Source organism: Kurthia populi (genome assembly GCF_042686175.1).
Classification (GTDB): Bacteria; Bacillota; Bacilli; order Bacillales_A; family Planococcaceae; genus Kurthia; species Kurthia populi.
The window spans coordinates 1-17,920 of record NZ_JBHUOR010000013.1 but is presented as its reverse complement, the minus strand read 5'-3'; the positions used below and the strand labels follow the sequence as shown (position 1 = coordinate 17,920).

Here is a 17,920-nt window from a genome sequence, read left to right as displayed (position 1 = left end):
TGGGATCTTGTGACACACACCTGAGAGGCATACTCTTTTTGTGAATTTTCATTTGGATTAAATCCCTGTACAATCGCTAATTTTAATGCGCTCGTAAATTTCGTCGTAAAAAAAACCACACCTCCAATTGTTAGATTGTGTCTAACAATTGGGGTGCAGTTCATGATTGGTCTGCTTTTTTTGCTTATATATTCAATTAATTAAGATAAAAGTTCACGGATATTATCAATATAATCTGAATGAACATAACCTACTTTTCCTTTGTATACGACTTGGTACCAAGGAGAGTTATAACCAGCATAGCTGATTTGAACATCTTGATTGTTTTTATACGTACCAATGATTTTTGATTTCGAGCTTTTAGAAGCACGCACGTTTAAATTTACACCTTTGCTTGTATTAGCTGAACCCAGAGCAATTACAGCTGGTAACTTCGCTACATATTGTTTGCTTACATAACGTTTTTTACCTTTATAAAGGACTTGATACCAATTTTTGTTGTAGCTTTTAATAACTTTTACTTTGGCATTAAATGCATATTTTCCAACTACTTTAGATTTCGTGCTCGCACTTGCACGAATATTTAAGCTTCCTGTTAAATCTTCAAAAACAGCGTATTTTGTTGTAGTAGATACTGCTGCCTGAGCACTTGTAGCAGAAAGAGTAGAAGCTGCAACAACAGCGGCCATAGTTAATTTTCCAATATGTTTCATATAATAACGCATCCCTTCAAATTTCGTTCATTATCCATTATAACATTCATATATTGTAATAATAGTTAATATATTACTATTTTTATATAAATTTCATGTTTCGAAATATCTATATTTATTCAATTTAGTTGCGAACATTAAGTAAGTATTATTTGGATATTCAAAATAATTCACTGGCATATAGTGCTACTCACCATTTTACAGAGGAAGTTACGCTTATTTACTTAGCTTAATAGTTCAATCTTGCTGCCCAAAATAGATTATAGAAAGGAAGGATGACACACAGACCTAAAAATGTAAGTGATATTGAAAAAGCTATTGTATGATCAAGGTCAGCTGAATAATTTAAAAGTGCTTCATTTGCGAAGATTAGGCAGATAAAGATACAGAATTGAAGTAGTATCACCATTTTTTGAGAGCATACAAATTGAGTCGTTTTATTTGCTTCTGTTAAATTTATATAATTCATCTTGTGAGGGGATTTAATAAGATATTTAATAAGTAAGTTCATGAAATACCATATAAGAAAACTCAAAAATAGTAAGATGAATAGTACATATTTAGATCCCCATTGATCTGGCGTATCATTTGTAAAATGAATTGCAATTTTTGATGGTATCGTAGACCAAAGTGAAATTAAATTAAAAAAATGATAGCCAAAAACGATTATTGCTAGTAGCAAAAAAGTTAACCTGAATTTTACTGATTGCCAATTATCAACACCTCTATTTTACATTATTATCCATTATAACATTAGTATGTTCATTATTAGTTGTAATAAGCATACAAAATAAGTTTCAAAAACGTCGATTTGGTATTTTTTATTTATTCCATTATTTACATTTATTGTATTTTATTTTAACCTGTATTTAGATGATTACCTAACTAACTAAGTGTGGCGACAAAATGAGAAACGATGTATTTAAAGCTCTAGCAGACCCAACAAGGAGGGAAATACTTGATAGACTGAAAGAAAAAGATTTAACAGCTGGTGAAATTGCTGATTATTTTTCAATTAGTAAGCCAAGTATTTCACATCATTTAACAATATTGAAAACAGCAGGGTTAATAACACAAGAGAAAAAGGGACAATTCATTTATTACTCGTTAAATACAACCGTTCTTCAAGATATTTATAGCTGGATATTAAAACTAAAACAGTGAAGAGAGACAGAAGATGAAATTCTTTATAGTTTGTATTCCAATCGTTAGTATGTTAATTGCTATGTTTACATCGAATATTTCTACAGAGGACTTTATCGCAAGGTGGGTGCTCCCGATTTGTTTAGTGCTTACGGCTATTACTTCCGTTATAACAGTAAGCAGCCAAAAAAATAGTGGCTCTAAAAGCACCATTCTCTTAATGACTCTTTTAAGCCAATGTGTATTGATTACATTCCAAATTAGTTTTATCTTGTTAGAGAAGCCAATAGAAATAACGAATGATGTTTATGCGAGGATAATAGTTGGGATTATGATGTTCATTTTAGGTAATTTTATGCCACGTACAAAGCCGAATGCTGCATTTGGGTTAAGATTACCGTGGACACTTTCAAATGAAATCGTTTGGCGAAAATCAAATTTCTTTGCAGGCTATCTGTTGATGTTAGCTGGAATACTTGTGATTTGCCTGTCGATTTTATTTAAAGAAAATACAGAGATTATCATTTTATCCGTAGTGCTATGTATCGTTATTTTTGCTACATTGGTTTCATACGCATACCACAGAAAAATGTTAAGTGTATCATAAATTCATCTAGGAAAAAGGGGAAAGCCACGAATCAATATTGATTGTGGCTTTTCTGATTTGTGGAAGTATATAAGACTTTATTTTCTATTATTTTCGTGAATTTTTTTATAAATATATACTTCATTATCTGTAGAAGTTGAATTAGTAATAAGAGTAATTAAGAACATTAACACGCCAAATAAGATTAGTGCCGCTTTGTAATAGCCATTAAATAATAAAATGAAAATAGATACAAAAAGCGATATGAATAATAAAACGAAACTTAAAAATATAATTAACTTTTTCTTTTCCATCAAATACCTCCTGACCTCCTGATTTCTATTTAAGATATTACAAAAAAATACATAAATAGAATTTTATATATTTATTATATCAGATAATAAATAAGATAAATGCTTTCTTATTTTTCATCTGTCTCAAGATTGAATAATATGAATTCACGATAATTATACGTTTAACTTGTTGGATTTTAAAATTAAAAATCATTCTGCTATGGTACTTTACTTTAAAATTCCATTTTTTCTAATTATTAATAAAAATGTACTATTTTGAATTTTTATTAATAATTTAATGTTATTTTATGGTAGAATTATTTTATTAAAAAAGAAAAGAGGTTTCTTTATGGAAAACAAAATGGGATTAAAAATAATAATTGCTACGGTGGTTGCTACTTCTACATTGACTGCAACTCTGCCAGCAAAAGCTCAAACATTATTTGGATATTCTGCTTCTTCGGGTACAAAAGTAAAAGTTTCGTCATGGTTCTCAAGCGGTATTAAAACGACTGCTACACATGCTGCAGCAACTAAAAATTTGAAAAAAGGGAAATATGTAAAGCAAACTGCTGTACGCATTAAAGAGGGTGATTACAACTCTGGATGGAAGTACTCTAAAAAACCTGCTTCAAAAAAATCAAAAGGATTCTACAAAAAAACGATAGATAAATATAATAATCCATTCAAAACAGCTGTAACAAGTAATACATTTACTTATTTTAAGTAGAGGATTAAACCATTGTATAAAAAATCTATTTATCTATTTATTATACGGTCTTATTTATGTTTGTCTGTTTAACTTTCTCCGCATTACAGCACTCATTTGCACAAACCGGTAAATTGGAGGATGGTGTACATGCTGACAGTATTAAAGTTACTATGTCAACAGAGAATCCTAAATTAACCATTAAACAATTTGTTCAAAACTTACAAGAAAACGATGATTCTTTCTTCGTATTAAAGAACACTTCTACTACTGATATGAAAAGATTATCTATTCATAATGCGGTATTCCCACTAGCTGGTCCAAAAAAAATCGATAGCTTACCAAGTAATGCCGCTTTATTAAGTAAAGCGTATGAAAATAATATACAAGGTCATAATCCGCCTTTGATTTCTGCGTATGGAAAAACCTATGAAGTAAAAAAACTTTTTTCTCCACAAGAGACAAATCTGTTTTTACCAGCGTCTCTCTATATAGGGATGAATACAAATGCTTCTTTAAACGGTGAGTTTATCGTTGATGGTGTTTCAAAAAATGATTTGACAAAAGTCTTAGATGCTTTTGTGGATGAATCATTCCAGTATGAATTATCAGATGTTCGATTGGCATTAAAAGACCGTCTAATACTTGTAGTGAAAGATCAAATAATCGTAATTGGTGTATTATTGCTGACGTTAATTCTTATCCTTGTCAATACAATCAGCACAATTACTACATGGTTAGCATCTCGTGAGAAAGAAATAAAGGTGCTATTCTTAATAGGGGCTTCTAAGGCTGCATTACGCTACAAGCTTTTATATGATTATTGGAAAATAATTATTGCAAGTTTCCTTGCCGGTATAAGCCTTGCCTATTTTATTTATTTAAGTCATGTATTTGACATTTTATTTACAGATATGCAGTGGCAATCGATTATAGTATCCTTTATTTTTTGCTTTATTTTTAGCACATGCATTACATGGCCTAGCATTTTATTTTATACAAGACGCTATACAATTTATAAAAGAGGTGCTCGCTCATGAAATCAATTCATTTTGCTATCACTGACTTGTGGCGTCGAAAATGGATTTCGTTATTGCTACTAATCCAAATTACTTTATTACTATTTATATCAAACTTCGCTATTGCGAGTATAAAAGATTTAAAAAAAATGAAGCAAGAAGTAACTCGCCTAACAATGGATACACCCATTTATTTCATGAAAGATTTTACAACTGAAGCCCATTTCGATGAACTAATTGATGATGATAATAAACGAGCTCTTCACTATTTTGAAAAACTATATGATACGCTATACAGTGGCAATTATAATGCCGATATTTTTTCTTTATTTTCAAATTCCCTTCCTTTTGATAAAGAACTTTTTCGTGAAAGTTTAGATACAATCACGCATGAAGGGAATTATGCAGACGTTCCTACATTAAATGCTACAGACGAATTGAAACAGTATTTTAAATTAGAGGTCGCTGAAGGGCGCTACTTTAACCAGACTGAATATGCGGATAAGAAAAAAATAAAACCGATTGTTATTGGAAGTGAATTAGCAAAATCCATATCACTTCATGAGGTCATACAGGATGCAGGTGGCGATCAGTATAAAGTCATTGGCATTTTAAAGTCTGGTATGAGCTATATCGATATTTCAAGTAATCGCGAATTTATCTCATTGGACAACACAATTTTATACCCACAAAATAAACATTATATGACGGGTGGAATGGAATATTATGCGCTTTTAAGTGCAACCTATATTGCAACTTCTGATGAAACCATTGTAAAAGATATCGTTGAAAAGGGAAATAATCATAATCTGTTTACTTGGACGTATAGTGATTTGAGTCAGCAAGTAAAGTATGTCATACAGGATAAAACAAAGTGGATACAAATGCAGCTAATGCTTACCTTGCTCATTTTAATCTTCACATTTATTAGTATTACGGTTGCCTATCTACAATTTATCATCCAGTATACGTATGAATTCGGTGTTCATATTTTATCAGGAGCTACAAAAAAAGATATTATTTTCCGAGTTTGTATGCAGCTAGTTCTGCTATTTGTCCTGGCTAATAGTATTAGTGCTATTTTTATGCATGATGCCAATCAACTTATCACATCCTTTATCATTACAATTGTAAGCTGCTTGTTATTGTGGATTATTCCTATTGTAAAAATAATGCGCACAACAATTGATCAAATGCTACGCTGGAGGTAACAATGACTTTATTAGAAATTGAGCATATGACAAAGACTTATAATCTTGCATCAAAAGAGCCTGTTTATGCATTGAAAAATATAAATATGACGTTAAATCCCGGAGAACTTGTAGCAATTATTGGTACATCTGGTTCAGGGAAATCAACATTATTACGTATGTTAGGATGTATTGATAGTCCTTCAAGTGGTACATATACATTAAACGGAAAAGATATGGCGACGATGAATGATCAATCATTAGCAAACTATCGCAATCAAGAAATCGGATTTATTTTGCAGGATTTCGCATTGATTGATTATTATTCGGTTAAGAAAAATATTCTTTTACCGCTTATGTATGAAAAAAAGAAAGAATTGAAAAAACAACGAAAAAAAGAGCTTTTGCCATTACTAGAAAAACTCAGCATTGCTGAAAAAATAAATTCAAAAGTAACGGATTTATCAGGTGGTCAAAAACAACGTGTAGCGATTGCGCGCGCACTTATTAATGACCCTGAAATTTTACTGGCAGATGAGCCAACAGGTGCTCTTGATGAACAAACAACTGCTGAAATCATGGCTATATTCAAGCAATTGAATAAAGAAGGTAAAACGATTATTATCGTCACACATGATATGCAAGTGGCCAATCAATGTAATAGAATATTACGTATGCAAGATGGTCATTTAGCCGAAGCGGAATAGGTAGAATTGAACCCAGAATAAGGCATTTTAGATGCCTTATTCTGGGTTTTTTAATGGTAATGGATGAGCTACACTAATTTTAAGAGATAAACAAGAACAGGAGCCACGCAATGACTACTAGATTTAAACGATTATTAAAATTACGTGATATCGAGTTCTTTAATATCATCGTAAATGATGATGACAGAACGGCATTTTTATTAATTTATGATGAAAGACGGCCACAAAAAAAGGCTGAGGATGGCAATCATATCAAATTATTTTTAATTTCCACGTTCGAGTTATCTGAAGCGGCGTATGAAGATGTTTTAAGGTTCAATGATGATCTTTTAGACATGAAATATAATTGTTCCTATTTTATGGAAAGTGTCAAAGTAGCCGAGGAATTTGAATTTGATTTTCCTTTTGAAATGCGCGCCATTCGTACGTATGTAGAGGGATTAGTACATGTATTAAAGCTTGATGTCACACTTCCAGAACTGAGTGAAAAAGATTTCAATTATTTGTCCCAAGATTAATTAGAGTCGTGCATTTGCGCGGTTCTTTTTTTCTAAAATCGGGAACAGATTGCAAAGGGGTGATGTCATGAAGCGATGGGTAGGTCTTAGTATAGCGCTACTCATATTGACAGGTTGTTCTTCAAATGACGCGGCGCCAGTTAAAGAGCCTAAGGAGCAAATGGTGGCGAAGGAGTTAAATACACCGTGGGCAATGGAGCGTGTGGATGATACATTTTACATTACCGAACGACCGGGTCATATTGTAAAAATCGAGGATGGCAAGGTAACACGGCAAAACATAACGCTTAGTGAGCCACTTGCAACGGCATCGGAAGCGGGATTACTTGGCTTTGTGCTGGCACCAGATTTTGCGGCGTCCAATACAGCCTATGCGTATTACACGTATGAAAGCACCGAGGGTCAGTTTAATCGCATTGTCGAACTGTCCTATAATCAAAAAGCATGGCGCGAAAAAAAGATTTTACTCGATAAGATTCCAAGTGGGACTTATCATCATGGTGGGCGATTAAAAATTGGACCTGATAATAAATTATACGCTACTGCTGGCGATGCCTCCGAGCCAGATAATGCACAGGACAAAACGCAGCTAGCGGGAAAGATTTTACGACTTAATTTAGATGGCTCAGTGCCAGCGGATAATCCAGAGACCGATTCCTATGTGTATAGCTATGGCCATCGTAATCCACAGGGGCTCGTATGGCTTGGTAAGACATTGTATGCGAGTGAGCATGGCAATAGCGCACATGATGAGATTAATCGCATTGAAGCAGGGAAAAACTATGGCTGGCCGGTCATTGAAGGGACCGAGGAGAAGCAGGGCATGGAGACGCCACTTTTCACCTCTGGCAACGACACAACGTGGGCGCCGTCTGGGATGGCCGCTTCGGGTGATAAGCTATATGTCGCCGCATTACGCGGTACAGCCATTATCGAATTTGATTTAAAAACGAAAAAACAACGTAAAATTGTCAGTGATGTCGGACGTATTCGCGATGTGATGCTTATCGATCACACATTGTATTTTATAACGAATAATCGTGATGGTCGCGGGACACCGCAGGAAGATGATGAACGCTTGATGAAAACAACGATAGCAGACTAAAAAAGTAGCATCCGCCATAAAAAGGGATGCTACTTTTTCGTTACACATTAAATTTTGATAAAGAAAGCTTCAGCTCATCTGCCATATCTGATAAATTCATCGCAGAATGCGTAATTTCTTCAATGCTTGCAGATTGCTCCTCAGAAGCCGCTGCCACATTTTGAGTATTGGCCGCACTTGTCGCAATTGAGTCATTCACTTGTTGCATCGTATGAGACATTTCAGAAAGTGCAGTTGTTAATTGCTCAATGGACTGCTGCGTCCCATCAAATTTCGTTGATAAACTTGAGACATCGGTGTAAATTTCTTGGAAGGATGCACCAGCCGCTTTAAACATGACCGAACTTTCCTGTAAGTTTTGTGTGCTGATAGTCATGGCCTCAACTGCTTGGAGAGATTCTTCCTTCACGCCATTAATTCGCGCTTGAATGTCACTTGCGGCATTTTGAGATTGGTCGGCGAGTTTACGCACCTCCTCGGCAACAACCGCAAAGCCCTTACCATGCTCACCAGCACGAGCTGCTTCGATGGATGCGTTTAGTGCGAGTAAATTCGTTTGGTCGGTAATAGCCGAAATCAAGTTGACGATTTGACCAATTTCGTTCGAATAATCATTTAAGCGCTGAATAATGAACGCGGTATGTTCGATTTTATCCGATGTAATAGCTAATTGTGCCACAGCCTTTTGTATGGTTTCATTGCCTGCATACGCTGTAGAGGTTGCGACATTGGCACTTTGTGCGACTTCTTTTGTAAAAACAGAAATCTCCGTTAAATCATGCGAGATGGTCGTTACAGTATCATTCATATGATTCACCGCTTCTGACTGCGTTTCTGTGCGCATCGCCACTTCCTGTACAGAGGACGTAATTTCTTCAATAGTTGCGCTGCTTTGCTGTACATTCGCAGAAAGCTCAACAGAAGTAGCGGCTACTTGTTCGCTGTTCAGACTGACATCGCCAATAAGACCACGTAAGTCATGTACCATTTTGAATACTCCTGTTGTGAGCTGTGCAATTTCATCATTCGTTTTAAGCTCAAATGGCTCCACTGTCAAATCCCCATTTGCGGCGGTTTGAACAAATTCTAATGTCTCGTGAATCGGTTTTAATGTACGACGTGTAATGAACCATGCTGTGACAATGCTTAATAAAATCGCGATAACAAGCACCGCTACTGAAACCCAAATCACAAGAGACGTTAAATGCTTAATAAAAGATGCATCCATATCAAGCCCTAAAATAATATCTGTATTGTCAAACGGAATGAAAATCGATTTGTGTACACCATACTCATCCGTATAAATGTCACTAATTTGCGTTGAGCTATTGTCTAGCGCTGTATGCATCTTTGGATCAAAGCTGTAGCTATTATTATGATTGTCAGTTTGACTAAGCGCCACAATATGCTCGCTTCCTGTACGTGATAACACATAAACATTTTCGACACCGACGTTTTGCTGAGCCTTATTAATTATATTAAGGAGCTCCTCATATGCCTTGTTATCATTCGTATCTGCTTGCTGGACTAAATTCGACGAGATATCTGCTTTAATTTCCTTTGATACGATATTCAGCTTATCCTCGAATTCCGGCAGCATATAATTATTAATAATATGCATCGTTGTCATATATAAAATGGTACTAAAAACCAGCGCGACAATGGTAACGGGAAGTGTGAAGCTCATCATAAACTTCATAAACAATGAATTTTTATAATTACGCATGAACTTCATGTTGTACCTCTAGCTGTGCAATTGTTTGTTGTAAGACCTCGATAAAGTGTGGAATATGCGTCACTTCTGTATAAGGTGAAATCGTAAATAATTTTGCTGCTGCCACTGGAATAAATTGCTTCGTATCCTGTGCAAGTACGGTGCAAACACGCGTCGTATCGCCGAAGAATACATCCTCACGCTGTGCACCAAGTAATTCAAACCAAGCGCTATTTGCCGCATTCACTGCTTCAATTTGTGCAGCTGTTGCTTGTCCAGCAACCTCTTGTGCCCACGTTGTATTATTACCATAATAACGAATGGCGGTTACTGGTCCAATATTTAACGGATTGACGACTTCAACAGATGGAACCTGCGCGGCTAATTGCTCACGGAACTGTAAATTCACACGCACATAATTTGCGAGTAGTGCCTGGTAATTTTCCTTACCGAATGCACGTAATGCCGCATAAATCGCAATGGAGCTACCCATGCGTGAGCATTCTAATGTATAGCCCGTATGATAGGAGCCATAGCCGCGATTTCCTACATAAGGTGTATCAAAATCTTCTAAATCAAGCAAGCCAAGTGAGCTACCATCTTTCACGAGGAAAAGACTTGTTAAATAAGGTGTTTGACCGAGCTTTTGGAAGTCAAAGCATAGTGAGTCAGCAAGGTGAATATGCTGCATACGCTCACGAATTTGTAATAAAGCTGCTGTTACAGGTGCTTCAAAATCTAATGGATTAGTATCAAAATTATAATCATTGAAGAAACTATAGAACCCGCCAAGCGCAGAGTCGGCATGAATATGAATCGGTTTTAACGTAAATTCTTTCTCAAGTGCGGTTGTAATGGCTTTAACACCCGCTACATCATCAATGCCGAAGCTATCTGTCGTACCCGTTGTCGCGACGACATAGACCGGAATCCCGCCTTGACGAATTACCGCGCGCATTTGCATGTTTAAATCTTCTAAATCCATTGAATGATCCGCGCATGCTTTAACGCGCACAAGATGATTGCTACCAATGCCAACCGCTTCAATTGATTTCAGTAGGCTATAGTGCGCATTTTCAGAGGCGAAGCAATATAAGTTATTAGGCACGCCCTCTTCCTTCGCATTCGGAAATTGTTTGGCGATGGCTAAGCGCAGACCGCTAAATACGGCACCTTGCCCACCCCATGTTGTGTAACCAAAGCTTTTCGTTTCATCATAGCCAACTAATTTTGACATCATCGAAAGGACTTTTACTTCACTCTCTGCTGCTGCAGGGCCATAGACATCCCATAAATTATTACCGTTGATAAGCATATTTGTCAGCATACCAAGTAAGCCAGGAATGCTTGCCATTGGTAAAACATTCGTCACATAGTTATGCGTATGATAAGGATGCCCATCTAATAGTTGAATTAATTCATCCACCACATTGTCCAGTGCCTGTCCTTTTTCTTCTACCTGAGCCGTTTCCATTAAATGCTGATAAAAAGCAGGGGACTTCTCCGTACTTTCACCTAAAATCGTTTGATTAGGATTTTTTAAATCATCCATTGCCTGTAGAATTTTTTGAATTTGCGCTGAAAATTTTTGGCGCTGTTCGACATTCCCATCCTCACTCTGGAATAACTCTTTGTAGTTCATTATAGATTCATCCTCCTAAAGTAATGTGCTTATTGAATTACTAAAATTATAATTGAATAACAAAACATATACTATATTACCCTTTGTTAACAAATTAATAAAGGACTTTAGTCTCTTTTGATGAAAATAAAGCATAGAAATCCTTTTAAATTCAATAAAATTCCACTTTTAGGACATGAATTGTATTTTTTTGTACAAATGATTCTCTGTTAGATGGGCCACCAAATTATCATACAGATGTACTTTATTATTGTCTTTTTCATGGCTTTGGCTATACTTATAAAAAGCATAATTTTCTATATTTCCCAGGAAACAATTCGTGACAAAACACTTTGACAAACTGAAATAGTGCGATGTCTAGGAGTTTTGATAGTCAACATACGCATAAATTTGTATGGTTGAGATAGAAGGAGCGATTAAAATGAACCTCAGTAAACAAATTAAAAAATACCGTAATCGGGATAATCTGTCTCAAGAGCAACTAGCAGAAAAGCTCTATGTTTCTCGCCAAACAATTTCAAATTGGGAAAATGAAAAAAGCTATCCCGATATCCATAACCTCTTATTAATGAGTGTTCTTTTTAAGATTTCCTTAGACGAATTAGTTAAAGGAGATGTTGAAATGATGAAACATGAACTTCAAAACAAACAGATGGATAAATGGACGATTTCCATGATAGTTGGCATGGTGTCAGGTATTCTTTCACTAGGTATTGTCAATCGTTATTTTGGGACGCCAGGCTATATTTTAAGTTTTTTACTCATCGGTTATGGCATCTATGCATCCTACCGTATCGATAAAATCAAAAAACAGCATCATTTAAAAACATATCAGGATATTATTGCGTTTCAGGAAGGTCGACAGCTAACGGATATTGAAAAAGAAAAGGCGAATAAAAAGCATAAGTGGCAATTGCCATTAATTGTCGCATTATCGGGTATTTTTAGTTTTGTTTTAGCCTATTTAAGCATGAAACTATTTAGTTAATGGAGGAATTTATGAACAAACTCGCAGCAGGATGCCGGCATACGGTCGTCATTCAGCCAGACGATACAGTATATGCGGTAGGGGATAATAAATTGGGGCAGTGTAATACCGCTTCTTGGCAGCACATCATCGAGGTGGCGGCTGGGAATGTACATAGCGCACATAATACAGGCAATGCACATACATTGGCGCTTAAAGCGGATCGGACGGTTTTGGCGACAGGCTGGAATACAAATGGGCAATGCGATGTCACAGCTTGGCATGATATTATCACGATTGCGGCAGGGTGGCGTCGCTCCATTGGTGTTAAAGCAGATGGAACGGTCGTGGCAGTTGGGCGCATGAATGAAGGCGCTTGTGATGTAGCGGACTGGCGCGATATTAAGGCAGTAAGTGCGGGGGACTGGCATACACTTGGGCTTCAGCGAAATGGGCAGGTAGTCGCGGTAGGGAATAATGAGCGCGGGCAATGTGATGTCACAGCTTGGCGTGATATTACAGCAATCGAAGCGGGAAGTAAGCATTCGGTATCACTTAAACTAGATGGCACCGTTGTCGCAGTGGGAGACAATCAATACGGGCAGTGTAATGTAGAAAAGTGGTCTAATATCATTGCGATTGCGGCAGGGAGCAGGCATACAGTCGGCATGCAAGCGAATGGGAAAATCGTAGCCGTGGGCGATAATCGTTATAATCAATGCACATTAAAAGAGGCTGGGACATATGTGTAAAGTAACCGCTTCTATAGAGCATAAGAAAACCGGAATCGCGCTGTAGCACGGTTCCGGTTTTTCGTTGCGAACACTAAAAAAGGAACATGGCGTGTCTTGACCAAGCCTCTTTTTTAATGATTTACGGCTTGTTCAAAGGCAGCTTTTGATTCATAGGTGTTATCTTTCCAGAACCATAGACCCTTTTTCCGAATCAAAGTGATTGTTTACCACAATAGTACGATAATTTTGTGTAAAAAAATTCGCAATGTAGATCGTCGACTCACTTGCGATAAAGTCATTCTCCACTATACGATTGTCCTTGGTATTGTATTGAATCAATAGCTGTCCACCATCAAGCCCTTCCGTATCATTATGCGCGAGCTTATTTTTTTCAATGACCGAATTTTTCGTGCCACCGCGTTGTTCATCATAACCACCAATGGAAATCCCGGTATAATAATTGTTGCGAACCGTATTATTTTTAATAATAATTTCATCCGCATACTTACCTGCATGTTCAGATGTTGCCTCGATGCCAATATCACTAAATGAAATATCATTACCTTCAATTGTTATATTTTTCGCACCATCAACATAAATACCACCCGCACTATAATCCTCACCGTATACTGGATTACCATATGACGAGACTTGTGAAATCGTATTGTTTTTAATCGTGCCATTGCGTACATAATCCGCTTCTTTTTTAATAGCAACCCCCTCATAGCCAATGACATCAATGCCAATATTATCACTACGACGAATTGTATTATCTGTAATCGAGAAATCCTCGATATTGCCATTTAAAACGAGCGCCTCACTTGAGCCAAGGATCAAATCTTCTAAGGTGTTATGTGTGATTTGAATATGCTTCATCGCGCCAGTGCCGTAAAAGGCAATGCCATGCCCGTTCCCTTCACCATCTACAGCACGCGTCGTAATTTTGCGTATATGATTATTTTTCAGCGTAATATGATGACTATTACCGCTCACATAAATGCCCATCACCGTATCATTTGCCGATTTCGTCGTAACGTTCTCAATTGTCAGGCCATCTAGTGTAATATCATGCTGATTGTGAATGGTCACCATCGCGCGGTTGCCGTCCATACTTTTTAGCTCACGTCCATTTAAACGAACCTTCTCACCTTCATAGGCTTGAATTTGTAGCTCGCTTTTTGTGATAGATAGTGGCTCTGTATAGGTGCCACCGCGAATAATAATTGTTGTACCAGGCTGTGCCTGTGCTATTGCCTCTTCAAATGTGCGAAGCGGCGCATTCTTCGAGCCTCTTGCTGTATCATAACCGGTTGATGCAACATAAAGTGTAGCAGAAGGTGAAGGTGAAGGCTTCCATAAGAAATAGATGGCTAACAGTGCCACAAGGATGCCGCCAGCTGATAGTAGTTTCTTCATAAATTACCAACTTCCATATAGTGTATGCTATTCTTTGATTTGGTATAATTATAGCATGTAATTGCTTATTAAAAAGATTTCTATCCTATTTGAAAGGAGCTTAAAAAATGCCCTCACCACGCGCATTACTCATTATGCTGGCCATCATTCTTTTGATTGTGTCACCATTTGTTGTGTTTTTCTTGCCACTTATTTATATTTTGACCTTTTTTGATACACCTGAACAAATTGTGGCTCATCCGAATACAAAGAATTACATCTATGCGTTTAGCGCCTGTGCCATCATCATTGTTGCGATTATTTTAGCCGCAATCCGCCAGAATAAAAGTATGATTGCACTTTCTATGACACTTGGTTTAGCAGGCTGTGCATTATTTTTTACCTCTATTTTCGGTTATACATATATCGGAACCGATAAAATTGTCGTTAAAGAAATACTAAAGAAAACGACGCTCGAATGGGATGATATTCACGATATTGTACTTGAATATGACGAAGACGGCTATGAAACCTACACATTCACGAAAAATGATAAAACAGCGATAGAGATTCCGGTTACTCGCCAATATCAAGATGGCGCTAAAAGTGAAATTTACGCACTCGCGACGGACTATCATATTGCATTTGAAGAACGTAAAAGCCGATAATTCATTCAAAGGTCTAACTGTTTTTGCATACCTTTCTTTGTAAACTAACTATAGCAGGGGATGACAATGAACTTTACACAATTTCGTATTGCACGACCAACTGATCAGATTTAATTACTTGAACAATTTTACTGTGAGGGGCTAGGCCTTGAAAAAGTAGGCGAGTTTGGTGGTCATAGGGGTTATCCTGCAGTTCCACCTGAAAATCCGTACTGAGCGGAAAAGGGTGTCACTATCGCAGATCCAGACGGCTGGCGTGTCGTTTTAATGAATACAGCTGGAATTTAAAAAGAGGCTGGGACAAAACACGTCATTTTCCTTTTTTAGCGTTCGCAACGAAAAGCCAGAACCGCGCTACAGCGCGATTCCGGCTTTTCTTATGCTCATATGAACAGTTGTTTTTATACGTATGTCCCAGCCTCTTTTTTGTATTCATTTAATTATTAGCATCACAAAATCGTTTACCAGAAATCGCTGATGACCTCAAGAAGCGGGTTTTGGATACGACATAATTTTAAATATGTGCCAACTTATGACTATTGTTTGATGAAAATGCAGCTTTTCCCTAAAAATACTGTAAAACCTGTCAACAAAAACAGTTATTTCGCGACACCATCACAAATAAATACAATTGCTAATTACCGGAAAAAGCATTTTCAACATGAAATAGGAGCTCTGAGGGGTAATTTTATTGAAAAAAGCAGCCTTTTTCATACGCTTAAAAAGCATCTTACATAACTAAATCTATTTTTATTCGAAAAAACGACATTTTTGCACGATAGAAGCTTTTTATGTCAGATTTCTGTGTGGAAATGCCCCTATAATGACCGTAAATAGACAAAAAATGCCCGTTAGAGCCTCTGTAAGAGCCCATTTTTGCGGATGCTTTGTGCAATGTTTTGATAGTTATCGGCAATATATTAATAACTATATGTGCTTTTTATAAATAGAAACAAATAATTGATAAAAAATCGAGCCTATTCGCTTACAGATGACACTTATTAAAAAATATGTTGTAGCCAAAACGCGCTTTCTAGCGTGATGAGCTATTGCTAGAAAACGAAATACGCGCTGTTATAAAAGAATCGCAATAACTGCGACGAGCATACCCGCTAACTCGTAGCCAATATAGCCTGCGAGCTTTGTGACAATAGGACCCGGGAAAATATTGCCGATTGCGATGACACTACTATATTCAGTAAGTGTCATCATTTGATAATGATCGACAACTTCCTTTTGCATCAGTGGAATTGTCGAAGGACCACTATCAAAGCCAATTAAACCCGGAATAAAAAAGGCTAAAAATAATTTTTTCTGAATCATAATCTACCACTTTCTAAACAAATCTCTTCTTACTAGTATTGTTATTTTGCCTAATTTACCAAGTTATTTATAAATTAATAAATAAAACAATTTAATAATTAATATATTAACTAATTTTTTCATTAGAAAAACCATAATAAATAAAATTTTGAATCGTATTGTATACTTAATTTTTGTAGAAAAAAGATAATTATGCAACAGAATTAAAATAAGATAATAAGGTGCACTATAATTAAAGGATTTCTAAATAGGACGATTAAAAACGGATTAGTTTAATTGTTTTGATTATGTTTGTTATTTTTTCTGTAGAAATGGAATTTTACAATCAATAACCAACTAGTAAAGCAGCAGAGAACACCGTAGAGCAACAGCTATTAAATCAGCAATAGTGCTTGAGTAAATCGTGACAGGTATTCAACAGATGGCGCAAAACTCTAATGTATTAGTGAATTCATCAAATAAAATGGTTACAGAGATGCAGGATATTGCAGACGAGCCGCGCTTAGTCGTAGCAAAAGATGTGTTGAAATCGCTTAGTAGACAATTAAATTGTAATAAAAAAAGGCTGGGACAAAACACGTCATTTTCCTTTTTTGGCGTTCGCAACGAAAAACCGGAACCGCACTAAAGCGCGATTCCGGTTTTTCTTATGCCCATATGAACGGTTGTTTTTATACGTATGTCAAAGCCTCTTTTTTATGGCTGTTCTTCGAGCGTTGCTGTTCGACAATATTTGATTAAATGCTGGGACATAGCACCGTAGGACTGATAATTTTTTCTTGCTATATTTAATGAAATGCCATGATTCGAATCACTAGGCTCATCATCACTATCAATAAAATCATCTATCTCCCAAAAGCATACGGGGCAAATATATGCAGTAGGACTGATACCCGGCATCGTAATATAACAACAGCAGGGACAAGGATGCGTAGCCTTAACTATTGGTTCTTCTATAAGTGGTTCTACCTTAGATAAATAGGATGCAAATATCTTCTTACGTCTTTTTTATTGTTGACGAATTGTAATATTAAGTGCACCACTCAAAATAAATAAAAAAAGACCCATTCCATATGAGCCTGTATAATTAAAGTTCCTACACCAAAATCAACAGGAGGCCATATGGAATGAGCTATTGTCATCTTACCACATCTGAACGTACGAAAATAGAGGTTTTAAAAGGATTAGGGTACTCTTGTCGTGCCATTGCGCGTCATCTCAACCGTTCTCATACAACGATTTCACGTGAAGTAAAGCGACTGAATGAATGGTCTGCCGAAAAGGCGCAATGGCACGCGGCTGCGCAGAAGAAAAAATGCGGTGCGCGTTCAAAGTTTACCGCCAAACTGCATAACGTTATCGAAGAAAAACTAAAAGCGACATGGTCTTCTGAACAGATTGTCGGTTCCTTATTTCAAGGAAAACTATCGTTCAAAACGATTTATCGTTGGCTTTATTCAGGAAAGCTTCGCGTGACGCTTCAAGTACTTCGTC

The 17,920-nt window shown here is 36.5% G+C and carries 20 protein-coding genes and 1 pseudogene; 13 read left to right on the top strand and 8 right to left on the bottom strand.

The window, feature by feature from the left end:
* Positions 1 to 200: 200 nt before the first annotated feature.
* Positions 201 to 713 carry an SH3 domain-containing protein gene (locus ACFSY7_RS02330; RefSeq protein ID WP_126990378.1) on the bottom strand — a complete coding sequence of 171 codons (513 nt, stop codon included), beginning with the start codon at positions 711 to 713 and terminating at the stop codon, positions 201 to 203.
* A gap of 229 nt (positions 714 to 942) precedes the next feature.
* Positions 943 to 1,395, bottom strand: a complete 453-nt coding sequence (locus tag ACFSY7_RS02325; RefSeq protein WP_380146665.1) for a DUF1648 domain-containing protein — start codon at positions 1,393 to 1,395, stop codon at positions 943 to 945.
* 224 nt (positions 1,396 to 1,619) lie between these two features.
* Between ACFSY7_RS02325 and ACFSY7_RS02320 the strand changes: the two genes are divergently transcribed.
* Complete coding sequence (locus ACFSY7_RS02320) at positions 1,620 to 1,877, top strand: autorepressor SdpR family transcription factor (RefSeq protein ID WP_380146664.1); 258 nt, start codon at positions 1,620 to 1,622, stop codon at positions 1,875 to 1,877.
* A gap of 49 nt (positions 1,878 to 1,926) precedes the next feature.
* The gene (locus ACFSY7_RS02315; protein ID WP_380146662.1) at positions 1,927 to 2,463 is read left to right on the top strand and encodes an SdpI family protein; all 537 of its coding nucleotides are present in this window, start codon (positions 1,927 to 1,929) and stop codon (positions 2,461 to 2,463) included.
* A gap of 77 nt (positions 2,464 to 2,540) precedes the next feature.
* Here ACFSY7_RS02315 and ACFSY7_RS02310 read toward each other — a convergent pair whose 3' ends face one another.
* Positions 2,541 to 2,756 (bottom strand): hypothetical protein, encoded by a 216-nt coding sequence (locus tag ACFSY7_RS02310; protein WP_126990374.1) that lies wholly within the window; start codon positions 2,754 to 2,756, stop codon positions 2,541 to 2,543.
* A 328-nt stretch (positions 2,757 to 3,084) separates the two neighbouring features.
* Between ACFSY7_RS02310 and ACFSY7_RS02305 the strand changes: the two genes are divergently transcribed.
* From ACFSY7_RS02305 to ACFSY7_RS02280, 6 genes are all read left to right on the top strand, one after another.
* The gene (locus ACFSY7_RS02305) at positions 3,085 to 3,465 is read left to right on the top strand and encodes a hypothetical protein (protein WP_380146661.1); all 381 of its coding nucleotides are present in this window, start codon (positions 3,085 to 3,087) and stop codon (positions 3,463 to 3,465) included.
* Positions 3,466 to 3,617: 152 nt separating this feature from the next.
* Positions 3,618 to 4,484 carry an FtsX-like permease family protein gene (locus tag ACFSY7_RS02300; protein WP_380146660.1) on the top strand — a complete coding sequence of 289 codons (867 nt, stop codon included), beginning with the start codon at positions 3,618 to 3,620 and terminating at the stop codon, positions 4,482 to 4,484.
* A complete protein-coding gene (locus ACFSY7_RS02295; protein ID WP_380146659.1) occupies positions 4,481 to 5,674 on the top strand; it encodes an ABC transporter permease in 1,194 nt (397 codons plus the stop codon). The genes ACFSY7_RS02300 and ACFSY7_RS02295 overlap by 4 nt, the downstream gene beginning before the upstream one ends.
* A 2-nt stretch (positions 5,675 to 5,676) precedes the next feature.
* Positions 5,677 to 6,360, top strand: coding sequence for an ABC transporter ATP-binding protein (locus ACFSY7_RS02290; RefSeq protein WP_380146658.1), 684 nt, complete (start codon positions 5,677 to 5,679; stop codon positions 6,358 to 6,360).
* 164 nt (positions 6,361 to 6,524) lie between these two features.
* The gene (locus ACFSY7_RS02285) at positions 6,525 to 6,878 is read left to right on the top strand and encodes a hypothetical protein (protein ID WP_380146668.1); all 354 of its coding nucleotides are present in this window, start codon (positions 6,525 to 6,527) and stop codon (positions 6,876 to 6,878) included.
* Positions 6,879 to 6,945: 67 nt separating this feature from the next.
* Positions 6,946 to 7,983 (top strand): PQQ-dependent sugar dehydrogenase, encoded by a 1,038-nt coding sequence (locus tag ACFSY7_RS02280; RefSeq protein ID WP_380146657.1) that lies wholly within the window; start codon positions 6,946 to 6,948, stop codon positions 7,981 to 7,983.
* 40 nt (positions 7,984 to 8,023) lie between these two features.
* On the opposite strand, the gene ACFSY7_RS02275 is transcribed toward ACFSY7_RS02280, so the two are convergent.
* Entirely contained in the window at positions 8,024 to 9,682 is a 1,659-nt protein-coding gene (locus tag ACFSY7_RS02275; RefSeq protein ID WP_380146656.1) for a methyl-accepting chemotaxis protein, read from the bottom strand.
* Between the two features lie 19 nt (positions 9,683 to 9,701).
* A complete protein-coding gene (locus ACFSY7_RS02270; RefSeq protein WP_380146655.1) occupies positions 9,702 to 11,339 on the bottom strand; it encodes a pyridoxal phosphate-dependent decarboxylase family protein in 1,638 nt (545 codons plus the stop codon).
* 421 nt (positions 11,340 to 11,760) lie between these two features.
* Between ACFSY7_RS02270 and ACFSY7_RS02265 the strand changes: the two genes are divergently transcribed.
* Together ACFSY7_RS02265 and ACFSY7_RS02260 are read left to right on the top strand one after the other, a co-directional pair.
* Positions 11,761 to 12,327, top strand: a complete 567-nt coding sequence (locus tag ACFSY7_RS02265) for a helix-turn-helix transcriptional regulator (protein ID WP_380146654.1) — start codon at positions 11,761 to 11,763, stop codon at positions 12,325 to 12,327.
* 11 nt (positions 12,328 to 12,338) lie between these two features.
* Positions 12,339 to 13,058 (top strand): RCC1 domain-containing protein, encoded by a 720-nt coding sequence (locus ACFSY7_RS02260; RefSeq protein ID WP_380146653.1) that lies wholly within the window; start codon positions 12,339 to 12,341, stop codon positions 13,056 to 13,058.
* 159 nt (positions 13,059 to 13,217) lie between these two features.
* Here the strand turns inward: ACFSY7_RS02260 and ACFSY7_RS02255 are convergent, their stop codons facing one another.
* Positions 13,218 to 14,456, bottom strand: a complete 1,239-nt coding sequence (locus ACFSY7_RS02255) for a right-handed parallel beta-helix repeat-containing protein (RefSeq protein WP_380146652.1) — start codon at positions 14,454 to 14,456, stop codon at positions 13,218 to 13,220.
* Between the two features lie 107 nt (positions 14,457 to 14,563).
* Here ACFSY7_RS02255 and ACFSY7_RS02250 point away from each other — a divergent pair, with 107 nt between their 5' ends.
* Positions 14,564 to 15,103, top strand: coding sequence for a hypothetical protein (locus ACFSY7_RS02250; RefSeq protein ID WP_380146651.1), 540 nt, complete (start codon positions 14,564 to 14,566; stop codon positions 15,101 to 15,103).
* A gap of 60 nt (positions 15,104 to 15,163) precedes the next feature.
* A pseudogene (locus ACFSY7_RS02245) lies at positions 15,164 to 15,391 on the top strand (hypothetical protein).
* 786 nt (positions 15,392 to 16,177) lie between these two features.
* Here the strand turns inward: ACFSY7_RS02245 and ACFSY7_RS02240 are convergent.
* Both ACFSY7_RS02240 and ACFSY7_RS02235 read right to left on the bottom strand, forming a co-directional pair.
* A complete protein-coding gene (locus tag ACFSY7_RS02240; RefSeq protein ID WP_380146650.1) occupies positions 16,178 to 16,426 on the bottom strand; it encodes a chromate transporter in 249 nt (82 codons plus the stop codon).
* Between the two features lie 696 nt (positions 16,427 to 17,122).
* A complete protein-coding gene (locus ACFSY7_RS02235; protein ID WP_380146667.1) occupies positions 17,123 to 17,371 on the bottom strand; it encodes a CPCC family cysteine-rich protein in 249 nt (82 codons plus the stop codon).
* A 182-nt stretch (positions 17,372 to 17,553) separates the two neighbouring features.
* Here ACFSY7_RS02235 and ACFSY7_RS02230 point away from each other — a divergent pair.
* Positions 17,554 to 17,920, top strand: a 367-nt coding sequence (locus ACFSY7_RS02230; RefSeq protein ID WP_380146648.1) for a transposase, incomplete at its 3' end; no start/stop codon positions are given.

Excerpts from the sequence above, each read along its gene's own strand:
- ACFSY7_RS02330 (WP_126990378.1), bottom strand. The coding sequence starts at position 713 with ATGAAACATATTGGAAAATTAACTATGGCCGCTGTTGTTGCAGCTTCT.
- ACFSY7_RS02320 (WP_380146664.1), top strand. The coding sequence starts at position 1,620 with ATGAGAAACGATGTATTTAAAGCTCTAGCAGACCCAACAAGGAGGGAA.
- ACFSY7_RS02315 (WP_380146662.1), top strand. The coding sequence starts at position 1,927 with ATGTTAATTGCTATGTTTACATCGAATATTTCTACAGAGGACTTTATC.
- ACFSY7_RS02310 (WP_126990374.1), bottom strand. The coding sequence starts at position 2,756 with ATGGAAAAGAAAAAGTTAATTATATTTTTAAGTTTCGTTTTATTATTC.
- ACFSY7_RS02305 (WP_380146661.1), top strand. The coding sequence starts at position 3,085 with ATGGAAAACAAAATGGGATTAAAAATAATAATTGCTACGGTGGTTGCT.
- ACFSY7_RS02300 (WP_380146660.1), top strand. The coding sequence starts at position 3,618 with ATGTCAACAGAGAATCCTAAATTAACCATTAAACAATTTGTTCAAAAC.
- ACFSY7_RS02295 (WP_380146659.1), top strand. The coding sequence starts at position 4,481 with ATGAAATCAATTCATTTTGCTATCACTGACTTGTGGCGTCGAAAATGG.
- ACFSY7_RS02290 (WP_380146658.1), top strand. The coding sequence starts at position 5,677 with ATGACTTTATTAGAAATTGAGCATATGACAAAGACTTATAATCTTGCA.
- ACFSY7_RS02280 (WP_380146657.1), top strand. The coding sequence starts at position 6,946 with ATGAAGCGATGGGTAGGTCTTAGTATAGCGCTACTCATATTGACAGGT.
- ACFSY7_RS02275 (WP_380146656.1), bottom strand. The coding sequence starts at position 9,682 with ATGAAGTTTATGATGAGCTTCACACTTCCCGTTACCATTGTCGCGCTG.
- ACFSY7_RS02270 (WP_380146655.1), bottom strand. The coding sequence starts at position 11,339 with ATGAACTACAAAGAGTTATTCCAGAGTGAGGATGGGAATGTCGAACAG.
- ACFSY7_RS02265 (WP_380146654.1), top strand. The coding sequence starts at position 11,761 with ATGAACCTCAGTAAACAAATTAAAAAATACCGTAATCGGGATAATCTG.
- ACFSY7_RS02260 (WP_380146653.1), top strand. The coding sequence starts at position 12,339 with ATGAACAAACTCGCAGCAGGATGCCGGCATACGGTCGTCATTCAGCCA.
- ACFSY7_RS02255 (WP_380146652.1), bottom strand. The coding sequence starts at position 14,456 with ATGAAGAAACTACTATCAGCTGGCGGCATCCTTGTGGCACTGTTAGCC.
- ACFSY7_RS02250 (WP_380146651.1), top strand. The coding sequence starts at position 14,564 with ATGCCCTCACCACGCGCATTACTCATTATGCTGGCCATCATTCTTTTG.
- ACFSY7_RS02240 (WP_380146650.1), bottom strand. The coding sequence starts at position 16,426 with ATGATTCAGAAAAAATTATTTTTAGCCTTTTTTATTCCGGGTTTAATT.